Origin of the sequence: Stenotrophomonas sp. FR010 (assembly GCF_047520755.2) — a bacterium.
Classification (GTDB): Bacteria; Pseudomonadota; Gammaproteobacteria; order Xanthomonadales; family Xanthomonadaceae; genus Stenotrophomonas; species Stenotrophomonas sepilia.
Window position 1 is genome coordinate 56,349 of sequence record NZ_JAXBQT020000009.1, and the last position, 21,448, is coordinate 77,796.

Annotated in this window: 14 protein-coding genes; 12 read left to right on the forward strand and 2 right to left on the reverse strand. The window is 67.6% G+C overall.

What is annotated here, in order from left to right; genetic code table 11:
• Positions 1 to 9 precede the first annotated feature (9 nt).
• The 4 genes from gspD (at position 10) to pncB (ending at position 5,868) form a co-directional block, all read left to right on the forward strand.
• Positions 10 to 2,211, forward strand: a complete 2,202-nt coding sequence (gspD, locus tag ACM0PK_RS10225; RefSeq protein WP_414607520.1) for a type II secretion system secretin GspD — start codon at positions 10 to 12, stop codon at positions 2,209 to 2,211.
• Positions 2,212 to 2,893: 682 nt separating this feature from the next.
• Positions 2,894 to 3,745, forward strand: coding sequence for a glycosyltransferase family 2 protein (locus ACM0PK_RS10230; protein WP_065179817.1), 852 nt, complete (start codon positions 2,894 to 2,896; stop codon positions 3,743 to 3,745).
• Positions 3,742 to 4,581 carry a glycosyltransferase family 2 protein gene (locus tag ACM0PK_RS10235; RefSeq protein ID WP_134972087.1) on the forward strand — a complete coding sequence of 280 codons (840 nt, stop codon included), beginning with the start codon at positions 3,742 to 3,744 and terminating at the stop codon, positions 4,579 to 4,581. The genes ACM0PK_RS10230 and ACM0PK_RS10235 overlap by 4 nt, the downstream gene beginning before the upstream one ends.
• A 108-nt stretch (positions 4,582 to 4,689) precedes the next feature.
• The gene (pncB, locus tag ACM0PK_RS10240; protein ID WP_005415236.1) at positions 4,690 to 5,868 is read left to right on the forward strand and encodes a nicotinate phosphoribosyltransferase; all 1,179 of its coding nucleotides are present in this window, start codon (positions 4,690 to 4,692) and stop codon (positions 5,866 to 5,868) included.
• Between the two features lie 10 nt (positions 5,869 to 5,878).
• Here the strand turns inward: pncB and ACM0PK_RS10245 are convergent, their stop codons facing one another.
• A complete protein-coding gene (locus ACM0PK_RS10245) occupies positions 5,879 to 6,244 on the reverse strand; it encodes a fimbrial protein (protein ID WP_134972086.1) in 366 nt (121 codons plus the stop codon).
• A 459-nt stretch (positions 6,245 to 6,703) separates the two neighbouring features.
• Between ACM0PK_RS10245 and ACM0PK_RS10250 the strand changes: the two genes are divergently transcribed.
• The 8 genes from ACM0PK_RS10250 to ACM0PK_RS10285 all read left to right on the forward strand — a co-directional run bounded on the left by ACM0PK_RS10250 (position 6,704) and on the right by ACM0PK_RS10285 (position 20,373).
• Positions 6,704 to 7,243, forward strand: coding sequence for a fimbrial protein (locus ACM0PK_RS10250; protein ID WP_005415238.1), 540 nt, complete (start codon positions 6,704 to 6,706; stop codon positions 7,241 to 7,243).
• A gap of 85 nt (positions 7,244 to 7,328) precedes the next feature.
• On the forward strand, positions 7,329 to 8,057 hold the full coding sequence (locus tag ACM0PK_RS10255; RefSeq protein ID WP_005415239.1) for a fimbrial biogenesis chaperone: 729 nt from the start codon (positions 7,329 to 7,331) through the stop codon (positions 8,055 to 8,057).
• 92 nt (positions 8,058 to 8,149) lie between these two features.
• On the forward strand, positions 8,150 to 10,714 hold the full coding sequence (locus ACM0PK_RS10260) for a fimbria/pilus outer membrane usher protein (RefSeq protein WP_134972089.1): 2,565 nt from the start codon (positions 8,150 to 8,152) through the stop codon (positions 10,712 to 10,714).
• Entirely contained in the window at positions 10,705 to 11,739 is a 1,035-nt protein-coding gene (locus ACM0PK_RS10265; protein ID WP_061478426.1) for a fimbrial protein, read from the forward strand. The genes ACM0PK_RS10260 and ACM0PK_RS10265 overlap by 10 nt, the downstream gene beginning before the upstream one ends.
• A gap of 266 nt (positions 11,740 to 12,005) precedes the next feature.
• Positions 12,006 to 13,190, forward strand: a complete 1,185-nt coding sequence (gene wecB, locus ACM0PK_RS10270) for a non-hydrolyzing UDP-N-acetylglucosamine 2-epimerase (RefSeq protein ID WP_134972085.1) — start codon at positions 12,006 to 12,008, stop codon at positions 13,188 to 13,190.
• Positions 13,187 to 15,388, forward strand: a complete 2,202-nt coding sequence (locus tag ACM0PK_RS10275) for a hypothetical protein (RefSeq protein WP_414607519.1) — start codon at positions 13,187 to 13,189, stop codon at positions 15,386 to 15,388. The genes wecB and ACM0PK_RS10275 overlap by 4 nt, the downstream gene beginning before the upstream one ends.
• A 6-nt stretch (positions 15,389 to 15,394) precedes the next feature.
• On the forward strand, positions 15,395 to 17,542 hold the full coding sequence (locus ACM0PK_RS10280; RefSeq protein ID WP_111177889.1) for a glycosyl transferase family protein: 2,148 nt from the start codon (positions 15,395 to 15,397) through the stop codon (positions 17,540 to 17,542).
• Complete coding sequence (locus ACM0PK_RS10285) at positions 17,539 to 20,373, forward strand: NfrA family protein (RefSeq protein ID WP_414607518.1); 2,835 nt, start codon at positions 17,539 to 17,541, stop codon at positions 20,371 to 20,373. Before ACM0PK_RS10280 ends, ACM0PK_RS10285 begins: the two co-directional genes overlap by 4 nt.
• On the opposite strand, the gene ACM0PK_RS10290 is transcribed toward ACM0PK_RS10285, so the two are convergent.
• Positions 20,367 to 21,371, reverse strand: a complete 1,005-nt coding sequence (locus tag ACM0PK_RS10290) for a DUF4434 domain-containing protein (protein WP_180885650.1) — start codon at positions 21,369 to 21,371, stop codon at positions 20,367 to 20,369. The two genes, ACM0PK_RS10285 and ACM0PK_RS10290, sit on opposite strands and share 7 nt — an antisense overlap.
• Between the last annotated feature and the right edge of the window lie 77 nt (positions 21,372 to 21,448).

Sequence of the window (21,448 nt, forward strand, 5' to 3'; positions counted from 1 at the left end):
AGTGAATGCATGAACCTGCGTTTTCTTCCCTGGTCCTTTGCCCTCGCGCTGCTGGTCGGCTGCAGTACGGTGTCCGCGCCGCACGTGCAGCGCAACGGCAACCTGTCGCCCAGCGCCGCTGCCGGCCAAGCGGCCGACGTCGCCGCTGATGCCGCCCGCGAAAGCCAGGGCGCACCGCAGGCGGTGATCCGTCGCGGCACCGGCACCATGATCAACCGTGAGGCCGCGCGCGCACCGGCCCCGGCGCTGCATGGCGCCAGCACCGGCGAGGCCACCTTCAACTTCGAAGGCGAATCGCTGCATGCGGTGGTCAAGGCCATCCTTGGCGACATGCTTGGCCAGAACTACGTGATTGCACCGGGCGTGCAGGGCACGGTGACCCTGGCCACGCCCAAGCCGGTCTCGCCGGCGCAGGCGCTGAACCTGCTGGAGATGGTGCTGGGCTGGAACAACGCGCGCATGGTCTACAGCGGCGGCCGCTACAACATCGTCGCCGCCGACCAGGCGCTGGCCGGCACGGTCGCGCCGAGCACCGCGCCGGCGGCCAGCGCACGCGGCTTCGAGGTCCGCGTGGTCCCGCTGCAGTTCATCTCCGCCACCGAGATGAAGAAGGTGCTGGAGCCGTATGCGCGTCCCAACGCCATCGTCAATGTGGACAGCGGCCGCAACGTGATCACCCTCGGTGGTACGCGCGCAGAACTGGAAAACTACCTGCGCACCGTCGAGATCTTCGACGTCGACTGGTTGTCGGGCATGTCGGTGGGCGTGTTCCCGATCCAGTCGGGCAAGGCTGAGCAGGTCGCGGCCGACCTGGAAAAGGTATTCGGCGAAGAGAGCAAGACGCCCAGTGCTGGCATGTTCCGTTTCCTGCCGCTGGAGAACGCCAACGCCGTGCTGGTGATCACGCCGCAGGTACGTTACCTGGACCAGATCCAGCAGTGGCTGGATCGCATCGACACCGCAGGTGGCAGCGCCCGCCTGTTCTCCTACGAGCTGCGCTACATCAAGGCACGCGACCTGGCCGAGCGCCTCAGCGAGGCCTTCGCCAGCAGTGGCAACCGCGGCGCCTCCAGCCCGGCCTCGCTCGCGCCAGGCGCCATCCCGTCGCAGCTGGGCGGTGACGGCGATCGTGGCATGGACAACAACAGCAGCACCCTCGGCTCGACGCTGGGCGGGAGCAGTGGCAGTGGCAGCAGCAACGGCAGCCTGAACCTGCCGCAGCGCCAGCCCGGCAACGTCAGCGTCAGCCTGGAAGTGGAGGGCGACCGCGTCGGCGTGTCGGCGGTGGAGGAGACCAACACCCTGCTGGTGCGCTCGACCCCGCAGGCCTGGCGCTCGATCCGCGAGGTGATCGAGAAGCTGGACGTGATGCCGCTGCAGGTGCACATCGAGGCACAGGTGGCCGAAGTCGCGCTGACCGGTGACCTGAAGTACGGCGTGAACTGGTTCTTCGACAACGCTGTGGCTGGTCGCGCGCTGACCGGCGCACTGGCAGGCCTGACCCTGCCGCCGGCAGCGGGCGGTTCGTGGAATACCTTCGCCGGCGGTGTCACCGGCAACGACGGCGTGGGCTGGGCATTCACCGGCCACAACGCGGCCGCCGTGGTCAGCGCGCTGGACAAGGTCACCGACCTGCGCCTGCTGCAGACACCGTCGGTGTTCGTGCGCAACAACGCCGAGGCCACGCTCAACGTTGGCGACAAGGTGCCGATCAACACCACCACGGTGAATACCGGCGTGGGCACCAGCACCTACAGCTCGGTGCAGTACATCGACACGGGCGTGATCCTCAAGGTGCGCCCGCGCGTGACCCGCGATGGCACGGTGTTCCTGGATATCGTGCAGGAGGTCAGCAGCGCCTCCGACGTGCCGGACGCCTGCAACCCGAACGAGCGCAACTGCAATCCGCGCATCTCGACCAAGAAGCTGTCCACCGAAGCGGCGGTACAGAGCGGCGACACCATCATGCTGGCGGGCCTGATCACCGAGTCGGCCACCGATGGCAGCAGCGGCATTCCGGGCCTGAGCAGGATCCCGGTGGTCGGTGCGTTGTTCGGGCAGAAGACCCGCACCAGCCGTCGTTCGGAGGTGATCGTGCTGCTGACCCCGACCATCGTCCGCAACAACCAGGAATCGCGCAACCTGACCGATGAGTACAGCAAGCGCTTCCGCGCGATGGAGCCGCTGAACCAGCCGCGCGCGAAGAAGTAGGGGGTTTACGGCCGGGCTGCGCCCGGCACCCGCCGAGGCCGGAGCAACGGCAACAGCCAAAGCCAAAGCCAAAGCCAAAGCAACAGCGGGTTTACTGAGGGGGGCGCGTCGGCGTGGGGTGGCAGGACACGCCGTAAACCCCGCTCCGCGGCCCGGCCCAGCCGCGAGAGGCCGGGCGTTCGGGCGCTTGCGAAGCAGTGCTTCGCAAGCAAAGCGCCCTCACCCTTGGGGGCTCGATGGCGCCATCCATGGCGCCAACGGTCCTGCCACCCCACGCCGACCCACCTCTGACAGATTTCCGCGGCTGTTGGTAGGTGTCGACCTTGGTCGATACGGTAGATCCACGCCATGCGTGGATGACTCTTCATCGAAATCGAATATTTCTACATCTGTGAGATCTGAGCCGAGCATGGCTCGGCTCTACAGAAAGCAAGGCCCGACAGATCGCAGAAATCTGTCGAAGGTGGGGTGGGTCCGGTTGCGGGGGCGTGAGCGCCATGGATGGCGCGACCGAGCCTACAGGGACGTATTTACGGCGTCCCCCGCAACCGGACCCACCCCACCATTCCCCAGGAACCCGCTCTGGCTCTTGCTTCGGCTCCGGTCTCTGCAGGTGCCGGGTGCAACCCGGCCGATACCCTCCCGGTGCTACGCTGTGACCACCGACAACCACGGAGGCGGGATGGGGGCGATCGTGTTGTTGCCGCTGTGCGTGGACGATGCCGCGCTGGACCGCTGCCTGGCCGCACTGGATGCCGGCACCGCGCCGGGCACCGCGGTCTGGCTGGCCGATGACGCGCAGGCAGGGCCGCGTGCGCAGGCCGTGGTCGAGCACTGGTTGGCGCATACGCCGCTGCAGGCCGAGTACACCCGGCGCGCGCGGCCACTGGGCGAGGTTGCCCATCTGGATGAGATGCTGCGCGCCTGCGATGGCCTGGACGTGGCCGTGCTGGCGCCGGACAGCGTGCCGTCGCCCGGTTGGTTGCAGCAGTTGCAGGATGCCTTCGCCCGCGATGCCGCCATCGCCACCGCGACCCCCTGGTGCAATGCCGGCGAGACCGCGGCGTGGCCACGGCTGGGCGAGATCAATCCCGAACCCCATGACCCGGCCTTGCTGGCGCATACCTGCGCTACATTGCCGACGCTGCACCCGGAGTTGCCATCGGCGGTCACCCACGCGGTGCTGGTACGTGGCAACGCGCGCCGCCGTGCCGGTGGCCTGGACGTGGACAGCTATGCCGGCTGGAATGCCGCGCTGATCGATCTCAGCCTGCGCATGGCGGGCCTGGGGTGGCGCAATGTGTTGTGCGAGACCGCGTTCGTCAGCCGGGCAGGGGAGGCGGTCAGCCGCGATGGCGACCTGGAGGCCCTGGCGGCACGCTGGCCGGCCTGGGTGCCGCGGCTGGCCGATTTCCTGATGCACGATCCACTGCACGGTCTGCGTGCCGACCTGCAGCAGCGCATGCGGCAGGCGATAATGCCGAAGGAACAGGGCGACCTGTTTGTCCCGCCCGCGCCGGAGCCTCCCGTTTGAATGCAACCATTGCCGCCATCGTCGTCACCTACCAGAGTGGCAGCACCATCGATGCCTGCCTGTCGCGCCTGCGCCAGGCGCAGGACATCGCCGAGATCCGGGTGATCGACAATGGTTCGCTGGATGGCACGCTGGACATCGTGCAGCGGCATGCCAGCCATGACCCGCGCGTGCGCTTCGTCGGCAATCCGGACAATCCCGGCTTTGCCGCCGCCAACAACCAGGGCGTGGCCGACTCGCACAGCCCGTGGCTGGCCTTCATCAACCCGGACCTGATGATTGAGCCGGACACCCTGACCGAACTGCGCAGCCGTGGCGAGGTGCTGGGCGATTGCCTGCTGGGCGTGGAGCAGGTGGACGAGCACGGCCACGCCGATGAAGCGGTGCGCCGTCGCGATCCGGATTTCCTGCTGATGCTGCGCTCGCCGGGCAAGGGCTCGAAGCTGGCGGTTCCGCGCGATCCACACCAGGCCGTGCAGCCCGTGCCGGCGTTGTCCGGTGCGCTGCTGATGATGCCGCGTGCCCTGTTCGAGCGCATCGGTGGCTGGGATGCGGGTTACCGCCTGCATGCCGAAGACCTGGATCTGTGCCGCCGCGCACGCGAGGCCGGCGCGGTGGTGGCGATCGCCAACGACCTGCAGGTTACCCATGTGCGCGGCGTCTCCAGCCGCTCGCGGCCATTCTTCGTGGAATGGCACAAGCACAGGGGGCTGTGGCGTTACTTCCAGAAGTTCGAGGCCAGGCAGCGCACGCTGCCGGTACGCGTTGCGGTGTGGGCCGCGATCTGGGCGCATGCGCTGATGCTGGTGCCGAGGCTGCTGCGCAGGTCGCTGTAGCGCCGCAGGAGCATCCACGCATGGCGTGGATCTACCAATGCTGTTCCCCGTGAGCCGAGCGTGGCCGCAGGCACCCCGGTTCACCCTGCCGGGCGCATAATCCGCTCCATGCCTATCATCCAGTCCCTGCTCGACACCGACCTGTACAAGTTCACCATGATGCAGGCGGTGCTGCACCAGCACCCCGGCGCCCAGGTGCAGTACCGGTTCAAGTGCCGTACGCCCGGCATTGACCTGGCCCGCTACATCGACCAGATCGACGAAGAAATCGACCACCTGTGCAGCCTGCGCTTCAGCGACGCGGAGCTGGACTACATGCGTGGCCTGCGCTTCGTGAAGCCGGATTTCGCCGATTTCCTCGGCCTGTTCCACCTCGACCGCAAGTACATCCAGCTGCGCGCGTCGACGGCCGTGCCCGGCGAGATCGAACTGGACATTACCGGCCCGTGGCTGCACACCATCCTGTTTGAAGTGCCGCTGCTGGCGATCATCAACGAAGTCTGGTTCCGCAACACCACCACGGCCGACTTCGCCGAAGGCGAGCGCCGCCTGCAGGCCAAGGCCGCGCTGCTGCGCGATACCCCCGGCTTCGAACAATGCCGCATCGCCGACTATGGCAGCCGTCGCCGCTACTCGCGTGACTGGCACGCGCGGCTGCTGCCGCTGCTGCGCGACGCGCTCGGCCCGCAGCTGGTCGGCACCAGCAACGTCCACTTCGCGCGCCTGTACGGCATGACCCCGCACGGCACCATGGCCCACGAGTATCTGCAGGCGTTCCAGGCGCTCGGCCCGCGCCTGCGTGATTCGCAGGTGGCGGCACTGGAATCCTGGGCGCGCGAGTACCGCGGCGACCTCGGCATCGCGTTGTCCGATGTGGTCGGCCTGGATGCGTTCCTGCGCGACTTCGACATGTATTTCTGCAAGCTGTTCGACGGTGTGCGCCATGACTCAGGCGATCCGTTCGACTGGGGTGACCGCATGCTGGCGCACTTCCAGCAGCGCCGGGTCGATCCGCGCAGCAAGGTGCTGGTGTTCAGCGATGGGCTCGACATCGCCAAGGTCATGCGCCTGTACGACTACTTCCGCGGTCGCTGCCAGGTCGCGTTCGGTGTCGGCACCCACCTGACCAATGACCTGGGCCCGACACCGCTCAACATCGTCATCAAGATGGTCCGCTGCAACGGCCAGCCGGTGGCCAAGCTCAGCGATTCGCCGGGCAAGAGCATGTGCGACGACCCGGGTTACCTGGCCTACCTGCGCCAGGTCTTCGAGCTGCCGCCGGCGTAAATACGTCGGCTTACAGGTAGTCGACCACCACCAGGTAGGCGCCCTGCAGCGGCTGCTGCTTCGAAGCCTGCACGCTGTAACGCTCGGAGAAGGCGATATCGCCGGCGCGCATCGCGCTGGCCGACACCGACAGCTTCTGGCCCTGGCGCTTGCCATCGCGCAGCGTCGCGGCCTGGCCATCGCCCAGTGCCGTCACTTCCACCGTCGAGCCCTTGGCCGACGGCGGGCAGGCCGCCAGGCTCAGCTCACCCTGGGACAGGTTCGTCGTGCAGCCCGGCTCGGCGATGCGGCCGCTGAAACGGATGCTGCCGCTGCTGGCCTGGGCCAGCGCACTGACGGACATCAGGGCCACACACAGCAGAATGGAATTCCTCATGACACGTTCTCTGGTTCGGTGTGTCCTAGTTAGCGACAGGTTCTATCCGCCTTTAATAGGACAAATCCGAATCTGCTAGGGCCATCACCAAGAAAGAGTGATGCGCATCAAATAAGGTGATTTCCGCCTGAAAAATGCCTGTTTCCGCGCCTGCCGAACGCGCCTCTCGACGCGTCATCCACGGTCGGCCGCGACCTGGCGGCCCCGTCGTCAAATCTTCCACGCGTCCCAGGCGCTGATTCCGCCTATCACGTCACATTTAGGGCGTCAATGAATTGGCGTTCAGAAAAATAATGAGACTTTCATCACAGTTGTGCATATACTTGCGTCACGGATTCAGGGGAAGGTATGTCCGAGTCCGGCCACAGGTGAGACGCAAGGATGGGTCTTGTTAGCCCGGCAGTGCTCCTTGCTTCCTCCTCTACTTCTCATCTCTTCAGTAGGGTTAGGTAAAAGCGAATGCACAAGATCAACCTCATTGCCGCTCTGATGCTGGCCGCCGCTCCGCTGGCCGCCAACGCCGCCGACGGCACCATCACCTTCAATGGCAAGGTGACCGACAAGACCTGCACCATCTCGACCCCGGGCGGCAAGGACTTCGCCGTGACCCTGCCGACCGTGTCGAAGAACACCCTGGCTACCGCCGGTGCCGTTGCGGGCCGTACCCCGTTCGCCATCAACCTGACCAAGTGCAGCGCCGGCAACGTCGCCACCTACTTCGAGCCGGGTTCGACCGTCGACTTCAACAGCGGCCGCCTGGTCAACCAGGCCTCGGCCAACGCTGCCACCAACGTGCAGCTGCAGCTGCTGGGCTCGAACAACCAGTTCCTGCCGATCAAGGCTGCCGGCGCTGGCCTGGCCCAGACCAACTCGCAGTGGGTCACCGTCGGCACCGACGGCTCGGCCGACCTGAACTACTACGCTGAGTACTACGCCACTGCCGCCGCCACCCCGGGCGACGTCACCAGCAGCGTCAAGTACACGATCATCTACAACTGATCGTAGCTGTACCCGCATTGGCCGGCGTACGCGCCGGCCAGTGCTCCGCGGCCCCTGGCCACACCCCTCGAGCGTAGTACTTCCGATGAAAGCACTCTTTCCCCGGGCGCTGCTGCTGGCAGCGTTCACGCTGCCCCTCTGCCAGAACGCACTGGCCGGCGTGGTGGTCAATGGCACGCGGGTGATCTACCCGGCACAGGCGCGCGAAGTCACCGTGCAGGTCGACAACGTGGGCGACTCGCCCGCACTGGTCCAGGCCTGGATCGACAGTGGCGACGCCAACCAGACCGCCGATACCAGCGATGCTCCGTTCGTGCTGACGCCGCCGATCGCGCGCGTCGAGCCGGGCCGCAGCCAGGCGCTGCGCCTGATCTTCTCCGGCGCACAGCTGCCGACCGATCGCGAGACGGTGTTCTGGCTCAACGTGCTGGATGTACCGCCGTCGCCGGACAACGCCGACAGCGGTGACCAGAATTACCTGCAGGTGGCGTTCCGTTCGCGCCTGAAGCTTTTCTACCGGCCGCAGGGCCTGAAGGGCGTCGCCAACGACGCACCGGCAGCGCTGCGCTGGACCCGCAATGGCGACCGCCTGCGGGTGGAAAACCCGAGCCCCTTCCACGTCACTCTGGCCGAAGTGCATGCCGTGACCGGCAGCAGCGAAAAGGCCGTCGAGGACAAGGGCGCGATGGTCGCGCCGAAGCAGAGCCTGGAGTTCGCCGCGCCGGCGGGCACCAACCAGGTGCGCTTCATCACCATTAACGATTACGGCGGCCGGGTCGAGCACACCGTCCGCCTCGACAGCACCGGGAGCTGAACGCGCCGCGCCGGCCAAGGGCCTGCGCATCCCGCCACCGCCGCCGCGCGGCGAATTGAAGGAATGTCAGTGTGATCGGAAACAGATTGACATTGTCGATCCATCAGGCGCTTTGCCTGCTGGTTGTTGGCGCGGCCTGCCCAGGATGGGCGCTGGCTGCGCCGGCCAATCTCGGTGAACAGGCGCTGATGGCGCAGAGTGGTGCGGCCAATGCGCGTGCACCGGAATCGGCCCAGTTCAATTCCAGCTTCCTGTCCGGCCAGGCCAAGCAGGTCGACCTGGCGGCCTTCAGCAATGGCAACCCGATGGTTGCCGGCAACTACCGTGTCGACGTCTACGTCAACGGTGCCTGGCAGGGCCGTCGTGACCTGCAGTTCAAGGCCGATGCACAGGGCCGTGTCGACGCCTGCCTGCCGCTGCCGATGCTGGAGGAAATGGGCGTGGACAGCGAGGCCGTGCTGCTGCAGCAGGACCCGACGCTGCCGACCGACACGACCAGCTGCGTGCCGGTGCAGCAGCGCATGGCCAACGCCTACGGTGTCTACGACAGCGGCAACCTGCGCTACGACCTCAGCATCCCGCAGGTGTTCCTGCGCCGTGAGGCACGCGGCTACGTCAACCCGGCGCTGTGGGACCGCGGCATCAATGCCGGTTTCGTCGGCTACAGCTTCAATGCCATCGACAGCAACAGCCGTGTCGAAGGTGGCCAGCGCAACCGCAGTGCCTATCTCGGCCTCAATGCCGGCCTGAACCTGGGTGGCTGGCAGTTCCGCCACGACTCCAACCTGACCTGGTCCGAGGGTGACGGCCGCCATTGGCAGAGCATCGCCACCTACGCACAGCGCGGCATCCCGCAGGTGCGCGGCATGCTCACCATCGGTGAGGCCTACACCACCGGCGAGCTGTTCGACTCGATCGGCTACCGCGGTGCCAGCCTGGCCAGCGACGATCGCATGCTGCCCGATTCGCTGCGCGGTTACGCGCCGGTGGTGCGCGGCATCGCCGAGACCAACGCACGCATCGAAGTGCGCCAGAACCAGCAGCTGATCTACTCCTCCACCGTTTCGCCGGGCAACTTCGTCATCGATGACCTGTACCCGACCGGCTACGGCGGCGACCTGGAAGTGAGCGTGATCGAGGCCGATGGCCGCCGCCGCGAATTCAAGGTGCCGTTCGGCTCGGTGCCGCAGATGCTGCGCGAAGGCGTGTCGCGTTACTCGCTGACCGCCGGCCAGGTGCGCAACAAGCTGCTGGCCGACGAACCCTGGCTGGTGCAGGGCACCTACCAGCGCGGCATCGGCAACCAGCTGACCCTGTACGGCGGCAGCGCGCTGAGCGATGGCTACCTGTCGCTGCTGTACGGTGTCGGCCTGTCCACGCGGGTCGGTGCCTTCGCGGCAGACGTCACCCATGCACGCACCTCGTTCGACCACTACGGCAGCCACACTGGCGCCAGCGTGCGCTTGAGCTACAGCAACATGATCGGCGAGACCGGCACCAACCTGACCCTGGCCGCCTACCGCTACTCGACCGAAGGCTTCTACAGCCTGCAGGACGCGCTGTATGGCCGTGACTCGGACGCGCGCGGTATCGATCCGACCACCCGTGGCCGCCAGCGCAGCCAGTTCCAGGTGACCTTGAACCAGCCACTGGGCCGTCGTGGCGGTGCGCTGTACGTGACCGGTTCGGTGCGTGACTTCTATGACCGCTCCGGCACCTCCAAGCAGTACCAGGTGGGCTACAACAACGCCTGGCGTTCGATGAACTACGGATTCTCGGCGCTGCGCACCGAAGAAGGCGTGCTCGGCCGTTCCGACACCCAGTACCTGCTGTCGATGAGCGTGCCGCTGGGCCGTGGTACCCACCCGGTGTCGTTCAGTGCCGATCTCGGCGTGCGCGACCGCGGTGGCTACGACAACAGCCGCGTCGGCATCACCGGTTCGGCCGGCGTCGACAACAACTTCAGCTACGGCGTGGCCCTGTCCGATTCCCGCGAGGGTGGCACCACGGCGGTCGGCAATGCCGAATACCGCAGCCGCTACTCCGCGTTGAATGCCACCTACAGCCACTCGCGTGATTTCCGCCAGGCCTCGGTCGGTGCCAACGGCAGCGTGGTGGTGCATCCGGGCGGCTTCACGTTCACCCCGCAGCGTGGCGACACCATGGTGCTGGTCGAGGCCCCGGGCGCGCGCGATGCGATCGTCAGCAACGCCCCGGGCCTGCGCGTCGATGGCCGCGGCTACGCCGTGGTGCCGTACGTGTCGCCGTACCGCCTCAACACCGTCACCCTCGATCCGCAGGGCATGGCCCACGACGTCGAGCTGGAAAGCACCAGCCAGTCGATCGCACCGTTCGCCGGTGCCATCAGCTACCTGCGCTTCGATACCCGCAAGGGCAACGCGTTGCTGATCCAGGTACGCAACCCGGATGGCCGCAGCATGCCGTTCGGTGCGCAGGTCAAGGATGAGCAGGGCCAGCCGGTCGGCATGGTCAGCCAGGGCGGCCGCCTGTACGTGCGAAGTGAAAAGAACCAGGGTCGCCTGCTGGTGGAGTGGGGCGCCGGTGCCGACCAGCGCTGCACCATCGATTACCAGGTTCCGGCGGACGCCGATGCGTCCAAGACCGGCTTCATCCCGCTGGAGGCAGCATGCCGATGATTTCTTCCCGTGGCCGCAAGGCGCTGACGGCCCTTGTACTGCTGGGTGGCGCACTGCTGGCACAGCAGGCCAGCGCGTCGTGCCGCATCCAGTCCAGCTGGTTCACCGCGCAGGACGTGACCATGGACATGGGCCAGATCGTGATCCTGCCCAGCACGCCGGTCGGTGGCGTGATCAAGGAGATCAGCGAGCCGATCAACCAGCAGAACAGCGTGGCACGTTGCGACTGGTCCGGTGGCCGTTCCATTGGCGAGTACGTCAACGCCGCGCAGAAGCGTCCGGTGGCCGGCTTCTCGAACGTCTATGAAACCGATGTGGCGGGCGTGGGTATCCGCCTGTACCGGGACTCCGGTGCGATCCAGACCTACTATCCGCACACCATCAATTTCGGCAGCAGCAGCACCATCTCGCTGGTGGGAGGCACGTTCCGCATCCAGCTGATCAAGACCGCTGCCCAGACCGGCTCGGGCGTGATCGCGCCGAACGGCCGCTTCACCACGTACTACTTCGACGGCGATGGCCCCGGTCGCCCGGTGCTGACCTCGACCTTCAAGGGCTCCGGTACCACCGTGGTCAGCCCGACCTGCGAAGTGCAGGCCGGCAGCCGCAACATCGCCGTCGACTTCGGCAGCGTGCCCAACACCACCTTCACCGGTGTCGGTTCGCGCGCGGTCGATCGTGATTTCGAGATCCGCCTGAACTGCCAGGGCAGCAATGTTGCCGCCTACCAGAGCAAGATCGGCATCCGTCTCGATGCCGACCAGGACAGCTCGAACATGCCGGGCGTGCTGAAGCTCAGCGCGGCCACCAACAGCGCCACCCGCATCGGCATCCAGATGGTCCAGCGCGTTGGCACCACCGAGCGCGAAGTGCGCTTCGGCCAGACCATCAACGTCGGCACCACCGCGCCGGGGACCAGCGTCATGGCGCTGCCGCTGCGCGCGCGCTATGTGCAGACCCAGGCTGGCACGGTGGGTGCGGGTGTCGCGAACGGCCAGGCCACGTTCACCATCCAGTACGAGTAAGGCCGCCCGGGCGGCTGCCCCTGCTGCGTTCCGCCGCAACGTCGCCCGTCCCACGGGCGGCGTTGACTGCGTCTTGATCTTCCAACGATGAAGATCACTGCCACGACGCACGTGCCATCAATCGAATGTGATGGACGTCGCGAATTTGGAGTTTCCTCATGAGGTGACCGTCTCCTGCCTGCGGGCATTGGACGGTAACGCCGAAAGGATCCAGACGTGGCTACAGCTCCTGGCATTTTCCAGCACCGGCCTTCCGGAGCACCCCGGTGAAGGTCCTGTCGGTGTTCGGCACCCGGCCGGAAGCGATCAAGATGGGGCCGCTGGTGCGCGCCCTGGCTCAGGCTGCGGATGTCGAATCGGTGGTCTGCATCACCGGCCAGCACCGGGCGATGCTCGACCAGGTGATGTCGCTGTTCGAGATCACCGCCGACCATGACCTGGAGGTCATGGTGCCCAACCAGACCCTCAATGGCCTGTGTTCCAGGCTGTTCGAGCGGCTTGACGCGCTCTACACGCAGGTCCGCCCGGATCGCGTGCTGGTGCACGGCGATACCACCACGGCGATGACCGCTGCCCTGGCCGCGTTCCACCACCGCATTCCGATCGGCCATGTCGAGGCCGGCCTGCGCACCGGCGACATCAACCGGCCATGGCCGGAGGAGATGAACCGGCGGGTGATCGACGTGGTCGGTCATCAGCTGTATGCACCCACTCCCGGCTCGCGCGCCAATCTGGCCCGTGAGCATCTGGGCGGGCAGATCCTGGTCACCGGCAACACCGTCATCGATGCCCTGCAGCAGACCGTGCAGCGCCTGGATGCCGATCCGGCACTGCGTGCCCAGGCCGACGAACCCTTCCACATGCTCGACCCCGGGCGCCGCCTGCTGCTGGTCACCGGCCATCGCCGCGAGAGCTTCGGCCAGGGCTTCGAGGACATCTGCCGTGCGCTGGCCGAACTGGCCCAGCGGCCGGACCTGCAGGTGCTGTACCCGGTGCACCTCAATCCGAACGTGCAGGCACCGGTCAACGCACACCTGGGCAACCTCGACAACGTGCACCTGGTGCCGCCGCAGGACTACCTGCGCTTCGTGCGCCTGATGCAGCGCGCCGACGTCATCCTCACCGACTCCGGTGGCGTGCAGGAAGAAGCGCCGGCATTGGCCAAGCCGGTGCTGGTGATGCGCGACGTCACCGAGCGCCCGGAGGCGGTCGAGGCCGGTGTGGTGACGCTGGTCGGGACCACGCCCTCGCGCATCGTCGAGGGGGTCAATGCGGCCTTGGCGCAGCCACCGCGGCCGACCCGTTTCGACCCCGATGGCAGTCCCTATGGCGACGGCCGCGCCAGCGCCCGCATCGTCGCCGCCCTGCGTGGCGCTCCTCTTCCCGAGTTCTCGCCCGGTCTCCGCAGCGGCGGTGCCGCCCACCACCCTCTCCATGAAGTGACGCCATGAGCCAGACCGGCCGCTGTCCCCTGTTTGTTTCCGCCGCCGCGTTCGTCCTGTCGTGCGCGGTTGGCAGTGCCCACGCCGCCGACAGCGTCGCCGGCCAGTTCGCAGAATGGAGCGGCGACAGCACGGTGAGCCGGCAGATGACCCTGCGCGAACTCGGCTTCCGCCAGCCGCTGGTACTCAGTGGGCAGGAGAGCCAGCGCGAGGTCTACCTGCCGGTGCCGGCCGGTGTTGCCACTCGCGATGCGCAGCTGCAGCTCGATGGCCGCTATGTGCGTGGCCACGCCGGGCGAACTTCAGGCCTGTGGTCGGTGGATGGCGATCCGATCGCCGCGCGTTCGATCACCGATGCCCAGGGCGATGCCAGCCAGCTGCTGGCCATCGATGGCGAACCCCGCCAGAACGGCTTCGTGCGGGTCGGTGTTGGCTGGTGGTCGATCGTGTCCGACTACCAATGTGCCGACCAGAGCGCGCCGGCGAATGTGCTGCGGCTGTCGCCGGACTCGCGCTTCAGCTACCGCTTCGATGGGCGTGCCGTGGATACCGTGGCCAAGGCCTGGGGCGCGCTGCCACCGCGGGTGCGCCTGCTGGTGGAGGGCAAGGCGCTGCAGGCGCCCACCTATGATGCCGCCTGGCGCATTGGTACCGCGTTGCAGGCCGGAGGCAAACAGGTGCAGGTGGTGGCGCTGCCCAAGGTCGGCGACAGCGTCGACCTGGCCGGCATCAGCATCCCGGCCAGCCTGCAGGGCGTGCCGGCGTACGCCGCGCTGGCCGCGGGCGAGCGCGTGCACGCGATCAAGGACCTGGCCGAAGTGGGAGCGCTGCTGTCGTTGCGTGACAGCGGGCCGTTGGCCGCCGATGTGATGATCGGCAGCGATGCATTGCGCGTCGGCGTACGCGCGGCGCTGGATGCGCTGGCCGCACAGGTCGGCGCGGCGGGCACCGATGCGGGCGCAGCGTTTGCCACGTGGCGCGGTACTGACATGGGCGGCCTGGAGAAGCCCGCCGCCAACGCGTCGGTCAGCGTGGTGGCCGTTGCCGGCCGTCCGACGCTGGTGGTCGACCCGGCGGCAGCGGGCAAGGTGGCCGGACTGTTCGCCGAACAGTGGCGCAGCTATGCGCTGGGCCGCAGCCTGCAGGTCAGCGCAGCAGGAACGCCCAAACTGGACGGTGACCAGGTACTGCTGAGCCGGCTCGGAAACATCGCCGGAACCATGGATGTGGTGACCCGCGCCGACCGCAGCGCCAGCTTCGATCTGGGCACGCTGTCGGCCGATGGCCGCCTGCCCGGGCAAGTGGTGATCGATGTCTCGGCGGCCCCCAATGCGGCGGGTCAGGGCGCGGTGGCCACGATCTACCTCAACGACTACCTGCTGGGCGGCAAGGTGCTGTCGGCCAACGGCCAACCGCAACGGCTGGTGGCCAAGGTACCGGCCTACGCGCTGTCGGCGCGCAACGAGATCCGTGTCAGCTTCCTGCGCCAACCGGCACGCCCCTACTGCCACGATCCGGCGACCGGCTATCCAGTCTCGATCCTGCCCAGCAGCCACCTGACCCTGGCCAGGCGCTCGCTGGGCAGTGATTTCGTCGGTGCCAGCAGCCAGCTGTCACGCGGCAACCAGGTGTTCGTGCCCGGCGCCTGGCTGCAGGATGCACCGGCGTCGCTGGGCAAGGTCATCGCGGTGGCCAGTGCAGTGGGCGCTTCGCCGGAGGTGTCGGAACTGAAGGTGGTCGACGCCGGTGCCGCGGTCAGCCCGGGCGCGCCATGGCTGGCCTTCGGCGTTGCACCGGCCGGTGTCGATGTGGCCGGCCTGAAGGATGGCCACCTGCGCGTCGGTGGCACGTCGCAACCGCTGCTGGATGTCAGCGGCCTGGATCACGCCGCGGTGGTGCAGGTGGGTTCGTCCGGCGGCCAGCTGGGCGTTCTCTACAGCGACCTCGGCGCACAGGCACCGTCGTTCAGCGCACCGTTCCGGTTGCTGCGCGGCGATCTGGCCGTGCTTGACGGCACTGATGTCGTGCGCGAATTCGACCGCCAGGATCCTTATGGCACTCGCCTCGCGCACGACGGCAATCCGCAATCGAAGTGGGAACGGCACATGGTCTGGTTGCTGCTGCTGGTCGGCGTGATCGTATTCGCGCTGCTGGCCGCCCGCGTCACCCAGGTGCGCCGCCGCAAGTCCGCCAACGCAGGACATTGATCCACCGTGGACGGTCTGTTCTGGAACATCCAGCTGGCCAACTACTACGCCGCCCTGGAAACCACGGCGGCGGCGGTGGCCGTGCTGATCCTGATCTCCAGCCTCGATGACCTGTTCATCGATGTCTGGTACTGGGTGCGCGAGAGCTGGCGCGCGCTGACCGTCAAGCGCCGCGACGCGTACCGGCCGCTGACCCAGGAAGACCTGCTGCAGCGGCCGGAACAGCCGCTGGCGATCATGGTGCCGGCGTGGATGGAGTACGACGTCATCGCGCAGATGGTCGAGAACATGATCAACGTGCTCGACTACCGCGAGTACGTCGTGTTCGTCGGCACCTATCCCAACGACCAGCAGACCATCGACGAAGTCGAGCGCATGCGCCGTCGCTACAAGCGCCTGCGCCGCGTGGAGGTGCCGCATGACGGACCGACCAGCAAGGCCGACTGCCTGAACTGGCTGATCCTGGCGATCTTCGACTACGAGAAGCGCCACGACATCGAGTTCGCCGGGGTGATCCTGCACGACAGCGAAGACGTGCTGCACCCGATGGAACTGCGCTTCTACAACTACCTGCTGCCGCGCAAGGACATGATCCAGCTGCCGGTCACCTCACTGGACCGCGAATGGTACGAACTGGTGGCCGGTGTCTACATGGACGAGTTCGCCGAATGGCACGCCAAGGACCTGGTGGTGCGCGAGAGCGTGTCCGGCATGGTGCCGTCGGCCGGCGTCGGCACCTGCTTTTCGCGGCGTGCGCTGCTGGCGCTGAGCGCGCAGACCGACAACCAGCCCTTCAACACCGACAGCCTCACCGAAGATTACGACGTCGGTGCGCGGCTGGCGGCCATGGGCATGCAGTCGATCTTCGCCCGCTTCCCGGTGCAGTTCCGCGTGCGTCGGCCGTCATGGTTCGGCTGGGGGCCGGTGCGCGAGCGCACCCAGCAGATGGCGCTGTGCGTGCGTGAGTACTTCCCCGACAACTTCCGCGCCTCGTACCGGCAGAAGGCGCGCTGGGTGCTGGGCATCGGCCTGCAGAGCTGGGAGTCGCTGGGCTGGCGCGGTTCGCTGGCTACCAAGTACCTGTTGGCGCGCGATCGCAAGGGCATCATCACCTCGTTCGTCAGCATCATCGCCTACCTCATTTTCCTGCAGTTGCTGCTGTTCTGGCTGTTGAAGGCGACCGGGGTGTGGACGATGCAGTTCCCCAGCGTGTTCCAGGCCGGTACCTGGCAGATGAATGTCGCGCTGCTGACCACGGCGGCACTGGCGACCCGCGTCGTGCAGCGCTTCTACTTCGTCAACCGCCTGTACGGCTGGGAGCATGCGCTGATGTCGATCCCGCGCATGGTGGTCGGCAACATGATCAACTTCATGGCCACCGCCCGCGCATGGAAGGTGTTCCTGGCCTACCTGCTGTTCGGCAAGCGCATGGTCTGGGACAAGACCATGCACGACTTTCCCGATGCGGCACAGCTGGTGCAGACCCGCAAGCAGCTCGGTGAGCTGTTGACCACCTGGCAGGCGGTGGAACCGGAGCGGCTGCAGCAGGCGCTGGCGCAGCAGCATGCCGGCCGGCGGCAGCCGCTGGGCCGCATCCTGCTCACCCAGGGCTGGCTGGATGATGAAACCCTGGCCGAAGCCATCGCCTTCCAGGGCGACCTGCCGCGTGCGGTCATCGACATCGATTACCTGCGCGCGGGCTCATTCCCGGTCAGCGCCGATGCCTGCGTGCAGTGGCGCATGCTGCCGCTACCGCCGCGGCAGCAGCAGACACTGCGGCTGGCCGTGGCCAGCCCATTGCCCGAAGACGCGCTGGCGCTACTGAAGCAGGAAACCCGCAGCGCACACATCGAACAGAGCATCGCCCGCGAAAGCGAAATCAACGCAGGCCTGCGCCTGATCGGCGGCGACCAGCACTGGCAGCTGGACAACGTGCCCTTGCTGGGCGACCTGCTGGTGGAGATGCGCCTGATCGACCACGCGCGCTTCGAGATTGCACTGGATGCGTACAAGCCGCAGCGCGATGGCCGCATTGGCGATTACCTGGTCAAGCAGGGCATCACCACCGAGGACGCCGTCGCCCAGGCCATGCAGGAGCAGCGCCGGCGTGCGGCCGCGCTGCAGTCGCCGCCTCCCGGAGCCTTGCCGGCATGAAGACCACGCTGCTGTCCACCGTCATCGCTGTCGCCCTGGCAACGGCTACCGCGCCGGCACAGGCGCAGGCCGATGCGCCGCTGCCGTTGTCCGGTGCGGCCTACCGCGTCGCCGAGCAGGCCTTCGCCGCCTACGAGCGCGGTGATTACGCTGCGGCCTACCAGCAGTCCAGCGAAGCGATCCGGTTGCGCCCGGACGTGGTGCGGCTGCGCCTGCTGCAGATCTATGCGTTGCAGAAACTGGGCCGGCCGGCGGAGGCGCAGCAGCAGGCGCGCCGTGCACTGGATGCCGGGTTGAAGGATCCGGCCTTGCCGGCATTGGCCGCTGCCACCGCTGCGCGCAGCACGCCCCCGGATGCCCGGGGCGGGCGCGCACCCTCTCCACCGCGCGCGGCCGGCAGCGGCGCAGACCGCGCCAGGCAGCAGGCCTACACGCTGGCCACCGAGGCCTATGCTGCCTATGACGCCGGGCGCATGCGGGAAGCGGCCAGCAAGGCCGAGCAGGCCTTCCGCCAGCAGCCGAAGCAGGGTGCCTGGGCGATGCTGTGGGTGGCGGCGCTGGAAGCACAGCAACAGGCCGAACTGGCCGACGCGGCCATCGGCACGGCGCTGCAGCTGGGCGCACCGAACGTCGAGGAACTGCGCGCGCGGCGCGTGGCGCTGGCCCGCCAGCGCGCGCTGCTGCAGGCCCAGCAGGCCTACCAGTCGCTGTCCACGCAGAACGATGCGGCGGCCGTCGCGCAGGCGCGCGCCGCCGTCGAGCTTGCGCCGGATGTTGCTTCGTACCGGTTGCTGTTGATCACCGCGCAGCTGCAGCAGGGGCGGCTGGCCGACGCCGAGCGCAGCGCCGACCAGGCACTGCAGGCCGACGGCAGGGATCTCAATGCCCGGGTGATGCGCGGCTATCTGCGCCAGCGCCAGGGCAAGACCGTGCTTGCCAATGAGGACTTCGACACCGCGCTCGCCATGCCGGGGTCCACAACGCAACAGCGCAACGTGCGCCTGCTGGCCGTGGATGCGGCCCTGGCCGCTGGGGATCGCGCACGTGCGGCTGCACTGCTGGCGCCGCTGCGGTCGGTATTGCCAGCCGATGCAGGCGATGCACGCGCGCAGCAGTTGCTGCAGCAGGGCATCGAGCAGCGCGCCAGGGCGACCGCATCCAGTCGCGAGCTTCCGCGCATGAGTGCGCAGGCCTATCCAGCGCCGTTCCAGCATTGCCAATCGGATGACGCCGCCAATATCTGCGAGCTGATGCCGGCTGATCTGCAGGGCGACGGTGGCGCTGCACAGCGCGCATATGCAGCCTACGCGCGCCAGGACTTTGCCGAGGCCATAGGTGAAGCTCGGCAGGCCGTGCAACTCGCACCGGACGATGCAGACCTGCAAGGCCTGCTGACCACCACGCTGGCGGCAGGCAACCGCAGCCAGCAGGACGAAGCACGGCTGCGCCTGGATGCGACGCTGGCACAACACCCTGATGACGCGGTGGCGCTGATGCAACGCGGCTACCTCAACCAGAAGGCCCGTGAACCGGCGCGCGCACTGGCCGACTTCCGTGCCGCCGAGGCCACCGGCAAGGCACCCAAGAGCGTGGTGATCGACCAGGCGTACGCGAGTGCGGCCAACGGCGATCATCCGCAGGCGGTGTCGCTGCTGCGCAGTGCCATCGATCGCGCCGACGCCGGTGAGCTGCCTCTGGATGCGCATCAGCGCTACAACGTGCGCAATGCCATCGCCAACTATTCGCGCGAGTGGGGCGTGATCGCCTCGGCCGGCTTCCGCGGCGCGCGCCAGGCCGCGACCAATGTCGGCGGCGCGGCGATCAGTACGCCGGGCGATTCGGTGTTCAGCACGCTGGAAGCGTTCTGGCGGCCCCCGGCGTTCAACGACCAGCACGGCACGCTGGAGCTCTACACGCGGCTGCTCAACACGCTGTACGACGAGGGCGGCACCTACGAATCGATCCGCGCAGTGGACCCGTGCACCGGCGAATCGACACCCGACGCACGTGCACGCGCCGACCGTCTCAGCCGTTCGCGTTCCACCACCGGCTGGCCGTCCACCATCGCCTCGTTCGGCATGCGCTACGCCTTCGGCCAGACCGGCCTGAGCGCCGGCATCGAGCGCCGCCAGTTCCTCGGTAGTGCCACGCGCACGGGCGATGTCTATCCCGCCTCCGCGGCCGTGCAGTGCCGCCTGCAGCTGGCCCTGAACCCGCCACTGGAATCCAGCACCCTGGCCCGCTACCGCCTGGCCAGCGGTTCCGGTGGCTGGATGTCCTACCTGACCTACGGCTATTACCACGGTACCGACCTGCGCACCGACGTGAACCAGTGGTGGATGGTCAGCGGCTACGCGCAGGGCGGTTACACATGGGATGACAACACCGCGCATTTCACCCTGGATGCACTCGATGCCAACGGCATACCGGTGCGGCGGATCGGTGATGCCAATGGGCGCCTGCATCGCGAACAGTGGTTCGCTGCCGCTGAACTGCGCGCCGGACGCAGCTTCCGTTTCGGTGCCGGGCAGACCCACTGGGTGGTCACGCCGTATGCGGTGGTGGGGGCGGACTGGCTGGACCAGCGCTCGCGCGTGCGCGACATCCGCTACCCGCTGTTTCCGGTACAGTCGTTCGCGCTCAACGATACTCAGCGCAGCTGGTCACTGGGCGCGGGGCCGGGCCTGGGCGTGCGCTACTGGTTCCGCGAGGACCACTACAACACGCCGCGTTCCTACCTCGACCTGACCGTGCAGTACCGCTTTGCGATCGGTGGCGGTGATACGCAGCGCGCCAAGGGCCTGTTCGCCACCGCCATCCTCTATTACTGAGGCAGCCCCCACCGCCGCCGCAGCGCCGCCGCCTGCGGCGTGTCCTGGGTCAGCCACGGCTCCAGCGCATAGACCAGCACGTGCTGTGCGCCGCTGTCGCGCGCCCACGCCAGCTGCCGTTGGATCCGTGCGGCATCGGCAGTCTCGCCCTTGAACCCGCTGCCATCAGCGGCGCTGCCGGGCAGTTCGCGGAACAGCTCGACGATCACATCGAAGCCGATGTCGTGCGCGTGGAAATGATCGAGCAACGGCTGAAGCTGCTGTACGTTGCCGGCGCCGGCAACGCCCACGCCGTCCTGCACCATCGGTCGCAGCGTGGCCTGGGCCAGTACCGCCTGCCATAGCGTGACCAGGTCGCCATCGGACTGCAGGCGGCTGAAGTAGCAGGAGATCGCGCAGTCACCGCCGCGCGCGCCGGTGGCGTCTGCCAGCCCGTGCAGCCATTGCGCCAGCCATTGCTGGCGGGCCGGATCGGCCCAGTGGTACTGCTCCAGTTCGTAGGGCAGGTACCAGCCCCCGAAGGCCGGCTGCTCGGCCCACGGCGCCTGTGCCAACCAGCTGCGTGCGTGCGCCAGGCTGTCGGCCAGGAACGCCTGCAGCGCGGCGTCGTCGGCGCCGATCGCCTGCCACCAGCGCTGCTGGAAGGGTAGGCCGACACGGATGCGCAGGTTGTTCTGGCTGGCGGCGGTGAACAGCTGATGCAGGCTGCCGTCGGGCAGTGACCAGTCGCCGTCACTGCCGCCGACGATGCCGGTCCATTGCAGCACCAGCTGACGGCAGCCCAGCGTATGTGCAAGCTTCAACGAGCGCTGCCAGTCGGCCGGTCCCCACTGCAGGTGGCTGCGCCAGGGCTGCAGGAAGGTGCCGTCGACCTGCACCGGCACCGAGCAGCCGGGCAGGGTGGCGAGCGTACCGGCCAACGGCGCCAGCACGGCCGCTCGCAGCAGGCGGCGGCGCAATGGCGAAGACGGATCTGCGGGAAGGACGGGCGCAACCATGCCCGCATCATCCCAGAGCACCGTGCGCAGCAGGTGAACCCAGCAACGGGTAGTGCCGGCCGCTGGCCGGCACCACC

Coding starts and splice junctions, on each gene's coding strand:
- ACM0PK_RS10290 (WP_180885650.1), bottom strand. CDS start 21,371: ATGGTTGCGCCCGTCCTTCCCGCAGATCCGTCTTCGCCATTGCGCCGC.
- ACM0PK_RS10255 (WP_005415239.1), top strand. CDS start 7,329: ATGAAAGCACTCTTTCCCCGGGCGCTGCTGCTGGCAGCGTTCACGCTG.
- pncB (WP_005415236.1), top strand. CDS start 4,690: ATGCCTATCATCCAGTCCCTGCTCGACACCGACCTGTACAAGTTCACC.
- ACM0PK_RS10230 (WP_065179817.1), top strand. CDS start 2,894: ATGGGGGCGATCGTGTTGTTGCCGCTGTGCGTGGACGATGCCGCGCTG.
- ACM0PK_RS10285 (WP_414607518.1), top strand. CDS start 17,539: ATGAAGACCACGCTGCTGTCCACCGTCATCGCTGTCGCCCTGGCAACG.
- ACM0PK_RS10265 (WP_061478426.1), top strand. CDS start 10,705: ATGCCGATGATTTCTTCCCGTGGCCGCAAGGCGCTGACGGCCCTTGTA.
- ACM0PK_RS10250 (WP_005415238.1), top strand. CDS start 6,704: ATGCACAAGATCAACCTCATTGCCGCTCTGATGCTGGCCGCCGCTCCG.
- ACM0PK_RS10275 (WP_414607519.1), top strand. CDS start 13,187: ATGAGCCAGACCGGCCGCTGTCCCCTGTTTGTTTCCGCCGCCGCGTTC.
- gspD (WP_414607520.1), top strand. CDS start 10: ATGAACCTGCGTTTTCTTCCCTGGTCCTTTGCCCTCGCGCTGCTGGTC.
- ACM0PK_RS10245 (WP_134972086.1), bottom strand. CDS start 6,244: ATGAGGAATTCCATTCTGCTGTGTGTGGCCCTGATGTCCGTCAGTGCG.